Origin of the sequence: Azospirillum sp. BE72 (assembly GCF_031455875.1) — a bacterium.
Lineage (GTDB): Bacteria > Pseudomonadota > Alphaproteobacteria > Azospirillales > Azospirillaceae > Azospirillum.
This window is the reverse complement of the sequence record NZ_JAVDTO010000013.1, coordinates 192,389-207,178: the sequence shown is the minus strand read 5'-3', so window position 1 is coordinate 207,178 and position 14,790 is coordinate 192,389. Positions and strand designations below refer to the sequence as shown.

At 68.0% G+C, this 14,790-nt stretch carries 1 protein-coding gene and 1 pseudogene; both read right to left on the bottom strand.

What is annotated here, in order from left to right; all coding sequences use genetic code 11:
• Positions 1-12,836, bottom strand: a 12,836-nt coding sequence (locus J2Y49_RS24755; RefSeq protein ID WP_310117716.1) for an autotransporter-associated beta strand repeat-containing protein, incomplete at its 3' end; no start/stop codon positions are given.
• 639 nt (positions 12,837-13,475) lie between these two features.
• Positions 13,476-14,165 (bottom strand): annotated as a pseudogene (locus tag J2Y49_RS32470) (DUF4347 domain-containing protein); the annotation flags it as partial.
• Positions 14,166-14,790 lie beyond the last annotated feature (625 nt).

The following is a 14,790-nucleotide window of genomic DNA, read 5'->3' as shown; positions in this document are numbered from 1 at the left end:
GACAGCACGCCGGAGAAGGTCGTGCTGCTGTTGTCGCCGCCGGCCGTCAGGGTGTAGCTGCCCAGCGTCACCGAACCGGCACCGGCGAGCGAGCCGATGGTCTCGGCCGCCAACAGGTTCAGCGTGGCGCCGCTGTCCACCGTTACCGCGCTGCTGTCGGCGATGGCCGAGCCGCCGGAAATCGTCAGCGTGCCGCCCGACACGGTGGTGGCGCCGGTATAGGTGTTGGTGCCCAGCAGGGTCTGCGTACCGGTGCCGGTCTTGGTCAGGCCGCCGGTGCCGCTGATCGCGCCGGAGAAGCTGCTCGTGCTGTTGTCGGCACCGGTGGTCAGGGTATTGGCGCCCAGCGTCACCGAACCGATACCGGTCAGCGAGCCGATGGTCTCGCTGGCCGACAGGTCCAGGGTGGCGCCGGAGTTGACCGTCACCGCGCTGCCGTCGGCGATGGCCGAGCCGCCCGACACGGTCAGGGTGCCGCCGGACACGGTGGTGTCACCGGTGTAGGTGTTGGCGCCCGACAGGGTCAGGGTGCCGGTGCCGGATTTGGTCAAGCCGCCGGTGCCGCTGATCGCGCCGGAGAAGGTCGTGCTGCTGTTGGCCCCGCCGGCCGTCAGGGTGTAGCTGCCCAGCGACACCGAGCCGGATCCTGCCAGCGACCCGATGGTCTCGGCCGCACCCAGGTCCAGGGTGGCGCCGGAGCTGACCGTCACCGCGCTGCTGTCGCTGATCGCCGAACCGCCGGACACCGACAGGGTGCCGCCCGACAGGGTGGTGGTGCCGGTGTAGGTGTTGGCGCCCGACAGGGTCAGGGTGCCGGTGCCGGACTTGGTCAAGCCGCCGGTGCCGCCGATCGCGCCGGAGAAGGTCGTGCTGCTGTTGGCCCCGCCGGCCGTCAGGGTGTAGCTGCCCAGCGACACCGAGCCGGTTCCTGCCAGCGAGCCGATGGTCTCGGCCGCACCCAGGTCCAGGGTGGCGCCGGAGCTGACCGTCACCGCGCCGGTGTCGGCGATGGCGCTGCCGCCGGACACCGTCAGCGTGCCGGCCGACACGCTGGTGGCGCCGGTGTAGGTGTTGGTTCCCGACAGCGTCATTGTGCCGGTGCCCGACTTGGTCAGGCCGCCGGTGCCGGAGAGGACGCCGGACAGGGTGGCGGCGTTGGCGTTGTCGACCGTACCGCCGCCGCTGCCCAGCGTGACGGCGTTGGAGACGGTGGCGCCGGTGCCGGTAATCGCCAGCGTGCCGCCGTTGAGCGTCACGGTGCCGCTGCCCAGGTTGCTGCCGCCGGTCACCGACAGAGTGCCGGCGGTGACGCCGGTGGTGCCGGTGTAAGTGTTGGTGCCGGACAGGGTCAGAGTGCCCGTGCCGGTCTTCGCCAGGTTGCCGGTGCCCGACAGCACGCCGGAGAAGGTCGTGCTGCTGTTGTCGCCGCCGGCCGTCAGGGTGTAGCTGCCCAGCGTCACCGAACCGGCACCGGCGAGCGAGCCGATGGTCTCGGCCGCAGACAGGCCCAGCGTGGCGCCGGAGTTGACCGTCACCGCACTGCCGTCGGCGATGGCGGAGCCGCCCGACACCGTCAGCGTGCCGCCGGACACGGTGGTGGCGCCGGTGTAGGTGTTGGCCCCCGACAGGGTCAGGCTGCCGGAACCGCTCTTGGTCAGGCCGCCGGTGCCGGACAGGGCGCCGGAGAAGGTGGTGGAGCTGTTGTCGCCGCCGGCCGTCAGGGTGTAGCTGCCCAGCGTCACCGAGCCGGCACCGGCGAGCGACCCGATGGTCTCGGCCGCCCCCAACTCCAGCGTTGCGCCGGAGCTGACCGAGACGGCGCCGCCGTCCGTGATCGCCGAACCGCCCGACACCGTCAGCGTGCCGCCCGACACGCTGGTGGTGCCGGTGTAGGTGTTGGCGCCCGACAGGGTTAGGGTGCCGGTACCGGACTTGGTCAGGCCGCCGGTGCCGGACAGGACACCGGAGAAGGCGGTGCTTGTGTTGTCGGCACCGGTGGTCAGGGTGTAGCTGCCCAGCGTCACCGAACCGGCACCGGTCAGCGAACCGATGGTCTCGGCGGCCGACAGGTCCAGGGTGGCGCCGGAGCTGACCGTCACCGCGCTGCCGTCGGCGATGGCCGAACCGCCCGACACGGTCAGGGTGCCGCCGGACACGGTGGTGGCGCCGGTGTAGGTGTTGGTGCCGGACAGGGTCAGGCTGCCGGAACCGGACTTGGTCAGGCCGCCGGTGCCGGACAGGGCGCCGGAGAAGGTGGTGGAGCCGCTCGACGGGTTGACGGTCAGGGTGTTGGCGCCCAGGGATACCGAGCCGGATCCTGCCAGCGACCCGATGGTCTCGGCCGCACCCAGGTCCAGGGTGGCGCCGGAGCTGACCGTCACCGCGCTGCTGTCGCTGATCGCCGAACCGCCGGACACCGACAGGGTGCCGCCCGACACGGTGGTGGTGCCGGTGTAGGTGTTGGCGCCCGATAGGGTCAGGGTGCCGGTGCCGGACTTGGTCAGGCCGCCGGTGCCGCTGATCGCGCCGGAGAAGGTCGTGCTGCTGTTGGCCCCGCCGGCCGTCAAGGTGTTGGCGCCCAGCGTCACCGAGCCGGCACCGGCCAGCGACCCGATGGTCTCGCTGGAGGACAGGTCCAGGGTGGCGCCGGAGCTGACCGACACCGCGCCGGTATCGGCGATGGCGCTGCCGCCGGTCACCGACAGGGTGCCGCCCGACACGGTGGTGGTGCCGGTGTAGGTGTTGGTGCCGGACAGGGTCAGGGTGCCGGTGCCGGACTTGGTCAGGCCGCCGGTGCCGGACAGGGCGCCGGAGAAGCTGGTGCTGCTGTTGTCGGCACCGGCCGTCAAGGTGTAGCTGCCCAGCGTCACCGAACCGGCACCGGCCAGCGACCCGATGGTCTCGGCGGCCGACAGGTCCAGGGTGGCGCCGGAGCTGACCGTCACCGCGCTGCCGTCGGCGATGGCGGAGCCGCCCGACACCGTCAGCGTGCCGCCGGACACCGTGGTGGCGCCGGTGTAGGTGTTGGCCCCCGACAGGGTCAGGCTGCCGGAACCCGACTTGGTCAGGCCGCCGGTGCCGGACAGGGCGCCGGAGAAGGTGGTGGAGCCGCTCGACGGGCTGACGGTCAGGGTGTAGCTGCCCAGCGTCACCGAACCGGCACCGGCGAGCGAACCGATGGTCTCGGCCGCACCCAACTCCAGGGTGGCGCCGGAGCTGACCGTCACCGCGCCGGTGTCGGCGATGGCGCTGCCGCCGGAGACGGCGAGCGTGCCGGCGCTGACGGTGGTGGCACCGCTGCGGGTGTTGGTGCCGGACAGGGTCAGGGTGCCGCTGCCGGTCTTGGTGAGGGCGCCGGTGCCGCCGACCACGCCGGTCAGGGTGGCGGTGTTGGCCACGGTGATGGTGGCGCCGAAGGTGCCGGCGGTAACGGCGTTGGCGAAGCTGGCGCCGGTGCCGGTGATCGCCAGCGTGCCGTTGTCGATCGTCAGCGCGCCGGTGCTGATGTTGGTGGCGTCGGTCACCGACAGGGTACCGCCGCGGACGCTGGTGGTGCCGGTGTAGGTGTTGGTGCCGGACAGGGTCAGGGTGCCGCTGCCGCCCTTGGTCAGGTTGCCGGTGCCGGACAGGACACCGGAGAAGGTGGTGCTGCTGTTGTCGCCGCCGGTGGTCAGGGTGTTGGCGCCCAACACCACCGAACCGGCCCCGGCCAGCGAGCCGATGGTCTCGGTGGTGGACAGGGTCAGGGTGGCGCCGGAGGCGACCGAGACGGCCCCGCTATCCGTGATGGCCGAGCCGCCGGACACCGTCAGCCCGCCGCCGGACACCGTGGTGGCGCCGGTGTAGGTGTTGGTCCCCGACAGCGTCATCGTGCCGGTGCCGGCCTTGGTCAGGCCGCCGGTGCCGCCGATCGCGCCGGAGAAGGTGGTGGTGCCGTTGTCGCCGCCGGTGGTCAGGGTGCTGGTGCCCAGCGCCACCGCGCCGGAGCCGGTGAGCGAACCGATGGTCTCGCTGACCGACAGGGTCAGCGTGCCGCTGGCCCCCACCGACACCGCGCTGCCGTCCCCGATGGCGCTGCCGCCCGACACCGTCAGGGTGCCGGCGTTGATGGTGACCGACCCGCTATGGGTGTTGGTGCCCGACAGCGTGACCGTGCCGCTGCCGTCCTTGGTCAGGGTGCCGGTGCCGCTGACGGTGCCGGACAGGGTCAGGGCGTTGGCGGTCTTCACCGTGCCGGTGCCGGCGAGATCGATGGCGTTGGTCAGCGTCTGGCTGGCCGCCGTCGTGCTCAGCGTGCCGCCGTTCAGGGTGATGGTGCCGCTGCCGATGGTGCCGGAGGTGCCCAGTTCCACCTCGCCGCTGCCGATGGTGGTGCCGCCGGACCAGCTGTTGCCGGTGCTGCCCAGCGTCAGTTTGCCGGTACCGGACTTGGTCAGGCCGCCGGTGCCGGTGACGTCGCCCGACAGGGTGACGGCGTTGGCGTTGTCGATACCGGCGCTGGACGACAGGGCGATGGCGTTGTCGATGGTGGTGGCGCCGGTGACGGTCAGGTTGCCGCCGTTCATCGTCAGCGTGCCGGTGCCCAGGTTGGCGTCGCCCGCCACCGACAGCGTGCCGCCGCCGACGGTGATGGTGTTGATGCCGGTGCCGCTGGTGCCGCCGGTCGCGGTGTTGTTGGTGCCGCCCAGCACCAGCGTGCCGCTGCCGCTCTTGCTCAGGGCTGCGGTGTCGCTGCCATTGTCGGCCAGGGTCGAGTTGATGGTCAGCGTGTCGCCGGTGCCGACGCTGACGCCGAAGCCGTTGCCCAGCGTGAAGCCGTTGCCGGTGATGGTGATCCCCCGGCTGTCGGTGTCGCTGTCCATCGCCAGCGTCACGCCGTCGCGCACCGTCAGGGTGGCGGGCAGCGTGATGGTGCCGCCCAACGTGGCGGCGAAGCGGATGGTGACGTTGCCGGTCACGGCGTTGGCAAGGGCGATGGCCTCCTTCAGGTCCAGGCCGCCGCCGTCGGACTTGTCGCCGCTGTAGGTGCCGCTGGTGGTGCCGTCGATGGCGGTGACGTCGACCGTCAGGTCGTTGGTCACGCTGATGCTGAACGTCTTCTCGTAGGTGGCGGTGCCGTCGCTGACCTGCACACGGACCGAATAGCTCTGCCCGGCGGTCAGGACGCTGGCGTTGTTCGCCTGAAGCGAAGTGCCGGAGATGTTGAACAGGCTGTTGTGGGTGCTGCCCGTGCCGCTGACCAGCGTGTAGGTGAAGGTCTGGCCGGTGTCGGCGTCGGTGTTCGACAGGGTGCCGACCACCGCGTTGGTGCCGTCGAAGATGGTGACCGAGCTGTTCGACAGGGCGATGTCGGTGGGCGCGTCGTTGATCGAGCTGGCGGTGACCACCGTGCTGGTGTTGGCGCTGCTGCTGGTCGTGCCGTCGCTTGCGGTCAGGGTGAAGGTGGTCTGCACCGTGCTGCCGGGCGCCACCTGGTTGTTGGTGGGGGTGAAGACCAGCGCCTGCAGCAGGGTCTGCAGCCCGCCCGGCGTGGTGGCGGTCAGCGTGTAGTTGCCGGCACTGCCGCTCAGCCCGCCGCCGGCGCTGGACAGCGTGCCGTTGGCCGCGGTGTAGGTGATGGTGACGGTGAAGGTGCCGGTGTTGTCGTCGGTGTCGGCCACCGTCACGCCGCCGAAAGGCGTGGTGGTGGCGTTGTCGTTGACCGTGCCGGCGGTGGTGAAGGTGCCGGCCAGCGCCGGCGCCTGGTTGACCGGCCCGGTCAGCACGACGTCGTTGCTGTTGCTGCCGGCGGCATAGCTGACGGTGATCGACCCGCTGTTCAGGGTCAGCGTGGCGCCCGACGCCAGCCCGGTGAAGGTGCCGGTGACGGCGTCGCTGCCGTCGTTGGAGATGATAGCGAAGCTGTCGCCGCCGGTCGTCTTCACCGGAGTGTAGCTGCCGCCGGCGGTCAGGGTGGCGCTGCTGACGTTGACCGCCCCGGTGACGTTCACCTGATCGTAGCTGCTGGTGCTGACCAGATCGACCGCCAGGGTGCCGCCGGACTGGATGGTCAGGCCGCCGTTGACGGTCAGGGTGCCGACGCCGTTGTTGGTGCCGGCGATGCCGGGGGACAGGATGCCGCCGGACTGCACGGTCAGGCCGCCGTTGACGGTGCCCGTACCGGCCAGCGTGCCGCCGTTGCCCACCGTGACCGCGCCGGACCCGTTCAGGGTGCCGGTGACCATCAGCGTGCCGTCGCTGATCGTGGTGGAGCCGGTGTGGCTGTTGGTGCCGGACAGGGTCAGCGTGCCGGCGCCCGACTTGGTCAGGTTGTTGGCCCCGCTGATGACGCCCGACAGGGTCAGGGCGTTGCCGGTACCGACGCTGACGGTGCCGTGGCTGCTGCCGAGCGCGACGGCGTTGGCCAGCGTGAGGGTGCCGGTGGAGGCCAGCGTGCCGCCGTTCAGCGTGACGGTGCCGGTGCCGAGGTTGGCGGCCGCACCGACCGACAGCGTGCCGCCGGTCACCGTGGCGGCCCAGGCGGTGGTGTTGTTGGTGCCGGTCAGGGTCAGGGTGCCGCTGCCCGACTTGGTCAGCGTGTTGGTTCCGGCGGCGAAGGTGCCGGACAGGGTCAGCGCGTTGGCCGTGTTGACCGTGCCGCCGCCGGTGCCGACGGTCAGGCCGTTGGCCAGCGTGACGCTGCTGCCGGTCACATCCAGCGTGCCGCCGCCGCTCAGCGTGACGGCGGCGCTGCTGATGTTGCCGGACCCGGCGATCGACAGGGTGCCTTCGCCGACCGTGGTGGTGCCGGTGTAGCTGTTGGTGCCGCTCAGGACCACCGTGCCGCCGCCGACCTTGGTCAGGTTGAAGCTGCCGGACACCGCGCCGCTGATCGTCAGCGTGTCGCCGCTGTTGTAGGAGCCGATGTCTGCGTCCGCCGCCAGGGTGACGGTGCCGCTGATGGTGGCCGTTCCGCCGTTGACCTTCACCGCGCCGATCCCGGTCGACACGCCGATGCCGCTGATCGTCAGATTCTCGGCGACGGTCAGGCCGGTGCCGATGCGCAGGGTGGCGCCGCTGGCGATGGTGGTGCCGGCGGCGGTCGTGCCCAGCGCGTTGGCGTGATTGATGATCAGGACGCCGGCGCTGACGGTGGTGGCGCCGGTATAGGTGTTGTTCCCCGACAAGGTCAGCGATCCGCTGCCGCTCTTGGTCAGGGCGTGGCTGCCGCCGACGACGCCGGACAGGGTCAGGCCGGTGCCGGTCACGCCGATGGTGGTGTCGGCGGCCATGGTGACGGTGCCGCTGACGGTGGCGCTGCCGGTGGTGACCTGCAAGGCGCCGGCGCTCGACACGCCGCTGCCGGAGACGGTGAGATTCTCCGCCAGCGTGACGCCGTTCGATACCGCCAGGGTGGCGCCGCTGGAGACCGTCGTGCCGCCGGCAGTGGTGCCCAGCGCATTGCTGTGGCCGGCCGCCAGCGTGCCGGCGCTGATGGTGGTGGAACCGGTGTAGGTGTTGTTCCCCGACATGGTCAGCGTACCGGTGCCGTCCTTGGTCAGGGCGTGGCTGCCGCCGACGACGCCCGACAGGATCAGGCCGGTGCCGGACACGCCGATGGTGGTGTTGGCCCCCATGGTGATGGCGCCGCTGATGGTGGCGCTGCCGCTGGTGACCTGTAGCGCGCCGGCCGACGACACGCCGGTGCCGGAGATGGTCAGCGCCTCCGCCAGGGTGACGCCGTTCGATACCGCCAGCGTGGCGCCGCTGGCGACCGTCGTGCTGCCGACGATGGTGCCCAGCGCATTGTTGTGGCCGGCCACCAGCGTGCCGACGCTGATGGTGGTGGAACCGGTATAGGTGTTGGCCCCCGATAGGGTCAGCGTGCCGGTGCCGTCCTTGGTCAGGGCGTAGGATCCGCTGATGACGCCGGACACGGTCAGGCCGGTGCCGGTGACGCCGATGGTGCTGTCGGCGGCCATGGTGACGGCGCCGCTGATGGTGGCGCTGCCGCTGGTGACCTCCAACGCGCCGGTCGAGGACGCGCCGCTGCCGGAGATGGTCAGCGCTTCCGCCAGCGTGATGCCGTTCGATACCGCCAGCGTGGCGCCGTCTGCGACCGTGGTGCCGGCGGCGGTGGTGCCCAGCGCGTTGCTGTGGCCGGCCACCAGCGTGCCGGCGCTGACGGTGGTGGCGCCGGTGTAGGTGTTGTTGCCCGACAGGGTCAGCGTGCCCGTGCCGTTCTTGGTCAGGGTGTTGGAGCCGCTGACCACGCCCGACAGGGTCAGCGTCTTGCTGCTGTCGACATTGACGGTGCCGTCGCCGCTGCCCAGCGCGATGGCGTTGGTCAGGGTGACGCTGCTGCCGGTGCTGTCCAGCGTGCCGCCGGCCAGCGTGATGGCGGCGTTGCTGATGCTGCCCGACCCGGCGATCGCCAGCGTGCCGCCGCCGACCGTCGTGGTACCGGTATAGGTGTTGGAAGTGCCCGACAGGGTCAGCGTGCCGCCGCCGGTTTTGGTCAGGTTGAAGCCGCCGCCGAGCACGCCCGACAGGGTCAGGCCGGTGCCGGTGACGCCGATGGTGCTGTCGGCGCCCATGGTGACGGCGCCGCTGAGCGTGGCGCTGCCGCTGGTGACCTGCAACGCGCCGGTCGAGGACGGGCCGCTGCCGGAAACGGTCAGCGCCTCCGCCAGGGTGAGGCTGCCGGAGAGCTGCAGCGCGGCGCCGCTGGCGACCGTCGTGCCGGCCGCGGTGGTGCCCAGCGCGTTGCTGTGCTCGACGATCAGCGTGCCGGCGCTGACGGTGGTGGAACCGGTATAGGTGTTGTTGCCCGCCAGGGTCAGGCTGCCGGTGCCGGTCTTGATCAGGGCGTTGGAACCGCTGACCACGCCCGACAGGTGCAGGGTGCTCGACACGTTGAAGGTGGCGTCGGCCGCCAAGGTGACGGTGCCGCTGGCCATGACGCCGCTGCCGGAGACCAGGATGGTGCCGGAAACGGTCAGGTTCTCGGCCGTGACGATGCCGCCGGCGAGCTGCAGCGTGGCGCCGTTGGCCACCGTGGTGCCGCCGGCGGTGCTGCCCAGCGCGTTGGCATGGCTGACCGTCACCGTGCCGGCGTTGATGTTGAAGGCGCCGCTGAAGCTGCCGTTGTTGCCCGACAGGGTCAGGTCGCCGCTGGCGGCCTTGATCAGGGTGCCCGACCCGCTGATGATGCCGGAGAGGGTGGCGCTGCCGCCGGGGGCGACGCTGACCGTGCCGCCGCTGCTGCCGATGGAAACGGCGTTGTCGATGGTGCCGACGGTGCCGGTCAGACGCAGGACGCCGCCGTTCAAGGTGACGGTGCCGGCGCCCAGGTTGCTGTCGGAGGTCACCAGCAGCGTGCCGGTGGTGACGGTGATGCCTCCGGCGAAGCCGGTGCTGTTGGTGGTGCCGTCCAGCGTCAAGGTCGTGGAGCCGCCCGTGGCGTTCAGCGTCAGGCTGGCCGACGAGGTGCCGGTGATGGCGCCGCTGAAGGTCTGGTTGCTCGTCTGGTTGATGGTCAGCGCGTTGCCGCCCAGCGCCAGCGTGCCGCTGGCGCCGCTCAGCGTGCCGATGGTCTCGCTCGCCGACGACAGGGTCAGCGTGCCGCCCGACAGGGTCACCGCGCTGCTGTCGGACAGCGCGGTGCCGCCGCTGCTGTTCAGCGCCAGGGTGCCGGCGCTGACGGTGGTGGTGCCGGTGTAGCTGTTGGTGCCGGTCAGGGTCAGCGTGCCGGTGCCGGCCTTGGTCAGGCCGCCGGTGCCGCCGATGACGCCGTCGAAAGTCGTGCTGGCGTTGGCGCCGATGGTCAGCGTGGAGCTGCCGAGCGTGACGGCGCCGCTGCCGGTCAGCGACCCGATGGTCTCGTTGCCGGACAGGTTCAGCGTGGCGCCGCTGGACACCGTCACGGCGCTGCTGTCGCCGATGCCGCCGTTGGCCGTCAGCGTGCCGGCGCTGACAGTGGTGGCGCCGGTGTAATCGTTGCCGCCGCTCAGCGTCAGCGTGCCGGCGCCGGTCTTGGTGATGCCGCCGCTGCCGGTGATCTGGCTGGAGATGGTCAGCGTGTCGCCGGTGCCGTTGGTCAGCGTCAGGGTCTTGCCCGACGAAACGCTGATCTTGTTGCCGCTGATGGTCAGGGTGCCGGGCAGATCGGCGTCGAAGGTCAGATCTTCGGTCACCGCCAGATCGGACGTGAGCGCGATGCTGGTCACGTCGCCGGCGAACTTGATGGTCTGGGTGCCGGTGGCGTCGGCCAGGGCGATGGCCACCGCCTCGCGCAGGCTGACGCCATTCGATACGTCGATGGTGCCGGCGTCTGCGTTGTTGGTGACATAGATGGTGTCGCTGGTCACCGTCACGTCGGCGTTGGTGCTGCCGCCATTCCCGTCGGTCATGGAATAGCGGATCACGGTGTCGCCGGTCGGCGTGTCGTTCCGATACTGGATGTTCCGCATCACCGTCTGGATCAGCGTCGCGGTGGCGCTGCCGTTGAAGGTGACGCTCAGGGTGCCGTTCGCGTTGCTGACGGTGCCGAAGACGGCGTTGGAGTTCGCCGTATCCAGCAGGTTGCCGCCGCTTTCCGAGAAGGTCCCGTTGGTCTTGAACGAGAACACGTCCGACGTCAGCGGCGTCGCGGTGCCGGAAACGGAACGCCGGACGGTCAGCACGCTGCCGCTCCAGTTGCCGGCGCCGTTCTCCGTATCGGACAGGGTGGCGTCGGTGCCGAGATCCAGCGTCACCGTGTTGCCTTCGCCGGCCCAGGCGACACTGTTGCCGTCCAGGCTGCCGATGACCGGGTTGGAGTTGGCGGTCACCGTGATGGTGAAGGATTTTTCGTAGAAGAGGCTGCCGGTACCGTTGTCGGTGGCGCGCACCCGCACGCTGTAGGTGCCGGCGGACAGCCCGGTGCCCCCCACCACCAGATTGGAACTGGAAATCGAGAAGGAGGCGTTGTGGGTATCGCCGGTTCCGCTGACCAGCGTGTAGGTGTGGGTCTGGCTGGTTTCGGGATCGGTCGTCGTCAGCACCCCGACCGTGGCGCCCGCCGTGGCGGCGGCGGTGGTCAGCGTCGCATTCGCCAGGGTGACGTCGGTCGGCGCCTCGTTGGCGTCGGTGACGGTGACGGTGATCGTCCGGTCGGACGTGTTGCCGGCCGCGTCGGTGGCACGGACGATGACGACGTAGCTGTTGTTGGTGTCGCTGTCGGTGGGGCTTTCGTAATTGGGAGCGCTGGTGAAGCTCAGCGACGTTCCCGACAGAGTGAACTTGCCCTGGTCGCTGCCGCCGATGATCGAATAGGTGACGCCGCCGCTGAGGGTGTCGCTGGTCGACAGGGTCGCCACCGCCGTGATGTTCTCGGCCACCGACAGGCTGGTCGAGGTGTTCCAGCTGGGACCGGTGGTGTCGACGACCAGAGTCGACGCGGCAGTGGAGGCGGCGCTGTTCGTGCTGCCGATGGTCTGGATCGCCTTGATGTTGGCGTAGCTCGCCTCCGACAGCGCGGAACCGACGGTCAGCGAGATGCTGGTGCCGCTGGCGGTGCCGCTGGCCAGCGTCTCTCCGGCGTCCGGCGTGCCGTTGCTGTTGGCGTCGTTGAACAGCGTGACGGTGGCGCCGCTGGTCACGCCGGTGATGGTGTAGGTGGGCGTGGTGGCGCTGGTCTTGCCGTCGCTGTTGCTGCTGCCGCTGTCGGACGCGGTGTCGAGCGTCGGAGCGCTGGGGGTGGCCGGCGTGGTGGTGACGGAGACCTTCACCGGGCTGGACATCGCATTGCCCAGGGCGTCCTTCGCCACCACGTAGACGTCGTAGGCGGTGCCGGACGACAGGCCGGTGACGGCGCCGAAGCTGCTGGTGTAGGGAGCGGTGCCGACCGTCTGGTTGCCTGCCTTGAGTGCCGCCGCGCCGCTCGCATTGTTGCCGGCGATCACCTGGGCTGCGGTCGGCGCCGTATCGCCACTGGCAACCACCACGTAATAGATGTTGCCCGCCTCGTCGATGCTGGCCGACGGGGTGAAGCCGGTGCTGGTGATGCTGCCGGTCGACGGCGAGACGTCGAATGTCGGGACGACCGCCTCCACCTTCGCGGTGGATTCGTTGCGCTGCGTATAGGTCAGGGTGGCGTTGTTGGTGTTGTCGCCGTGAGCGGTGATGGTCGCCCCGCCCGTCAGCGATATCCCACTGGCCGTGGCGGTCACGCCATCGGGATCGACATCGCCCGCCTGCACCGTATAGCGGAAGGTGAGCGTCGATGTGTTGGTGGACGTTCCGGTCAATGTGGCGGTTTTGGTGGAGCCGCCGAGATCCAGCGTCAGCGTCGGCGCTCCCGTAACGTCGACCGCCTGGTCGAAGGTGACGGTGACGTCGATGGTTTCTCCGGCAATATAGGTGTTGCTGTGGCTGCCGCCGGCGATCGACACGCCGGTGATATCGGGGACCGGCTTGACGGTGACGGTGGCCGCCCCCAGCGCCGGAGCGGCGGCTATGTTGCCGGAATCCTTGACGCTGGTGACGGTGACGGTGCGGGTGCTGCCCCCCGTCGGCGTTTCGCTGCTGTTGTTATAGGTGATGGTTTCGATCAGCGACTTCATTTCGGCTTCGGTCCGGCCCAGGCCGCTGACCGTGACCGTCGCCGTGTTGCCGTTCTTGGTCACCGTGGCGGTGGCGTCGGTGGTCCCTCCCAGGCCAAGCCCGGTCAGGGTCGCCGTGCCGGCGTTCAGCGCCACGTCCACGCCGCCGATGTTCAAATATTCGTTGGTGTCCGTCACGTTGGTGACGGTCAGGGTCATGTTGGTGAAGGTCTGTCCGCTATCGTCCTGATGCGCGCCGACACTGGCGGTCACGCCGCTGAACAGGGTGGCCGCCCCCCCCTTTTCGACATAGGTCGTCGTGGCCCCGGTACCGGTAAGGCTGGGAGCGGTGCCAACGGGGGCTTCAAAAAGAAAATTATCGCTTGTTAATGAGGTTGGGGTAACTCCGGGAAGAAAAATTGTGATATAGTTTCCAGTTGTTCCGTTGTACAGAACAATTCCCGTGCCAGATGTGTCGCCAGGTTGCGCGAGATTTTTTGAAGGATCTGCAATAACCAGATCTCCAATCTGATAACTTTGTCCAGTTGCTGTTCCAGAATTTCCAGCAACGAATCCGGATGTTACCAATATGCCAAAACTTGAAGCTGTCGAGCCGTCCGCTTCGTAGCCGCCAATGAGGTTGTTTGTATTCTGCGCATCACTATTTAGAACAAAAAATGTATTCGATAAAGTTGTTGCCCAATCTACTACTGATATCTTGTCATTTGCAGCATCAAAATTTGTAATTATGTATGTCTCTGATGAGACGGAAATGGCAGTATCCTGACCGCCTGAATTGTTTATGGTTGGCGAGAATGTCGTAGACCCATTGATCGAATAGACATCGTCAATGCCGTTGGTGGCAGTTAAATTAAGCGTCGCATCAAACGCTGTATCGGCAAGGATGCTTGAGTATCTATCGATCGCAGTTGATGTCAGTAAGGTGTGCTCTTCGATACTTCCAACAGATTTCTCCAACGTCCAGTCTGCACCAAAGGCGGCAGCGCCGGTGGAATTTTGCGATGCAGCGATGTCCGCATGGGTATAGGCAGCAAGATCACCGATAAAATTCAATCCGTTGGCGCCTTGGGCAACATCGCAGCCATAAAGGAGAATGTCGCCATTTTCGCTCAGCGCATTTCCAATGATCGTTAAATCAGAGGATCTGGTGGCGAGGCTGCCGTCATTAAGGGTGAGTGTTCCAAGAGAGACCGCACCCTCCTGACCATGGCTGATGATGTGGATGGCATCATAGCCGCTGTGAGAGGCGGCCCATTGTGCCATTTGGGTCAAGCCGTCCTTGCCGGGGTCCAGCAGCACGACCTCGATCCCGGCCTTCACGCCGTCCGCCAATGTTTGATAATCCGCAACATTGGTTTCGATAAAGACGACTTCCTTCCTGCCGTCATTCTGCGTCGCACCGACGGCACGAACCTCCACCGGAGCGGTCGCGGCAGGCGTGGCGTTTGCACCCGCCTGGGCTTGCCATTGATCGGTGCTGTGGTCGGTGGTGTCGTGGCTGGCAGCCGTCGGGTCGGCAGCATGGTCGCCGGCCCATGCCTGATCGGCCACTGCGGTGGCCGCACCGGCCGCGTCGAACATGAAGCGCGGTTCCAGCGCATAGGCCAAGGGTGGACGGGCGGACGGCTTGTGCGCCGCCTGTGCCCCCGTCTTCGCACCGGTCTTCTTCGCCGAACCCTTCACCCGCGTGAACCTGGACTTCATCGCCACACCCGCCAGCAGCCCGAAAAGGGGAGTTATCAAACCAACCGTAGATTTCTAAGAAAGAAACCCACCATTCGCAACATGCGAATATGTGCCGAAATGTAGCACGGGATGGAATATTATTCCTGCCGCATCGCAATTTTCAAACGAGAATTCGTGAAGGAAATTCGGCATCGTAGGCAAGGGGTCGGCGGTTATCATCCCTATGCGGGAGTGATTCCGGACTTTTGCACCGATGAACCGATTTTGGAGAAGAACAGTTAAGGAAGTTTTGCGTGCGGATCGTCCGCCGAACCGGGTCTGCCGGATCGGATGAGGAAGCGTACATACTCCTGCATGTAGTCTTCGAAAATAATCGCAGAAAATCGCTGTTTTCCGGGTGAATTCGCAGGGAAAAATCCGGGAGCCTGATTTCAGTCGCTCCTAATTTCGGTAAAACAGGGGCTTTTCGGGCGAAAGTCACGAAAAGAGGGAGGGTGGGGGAGAGAATCAGGCGGCTTCG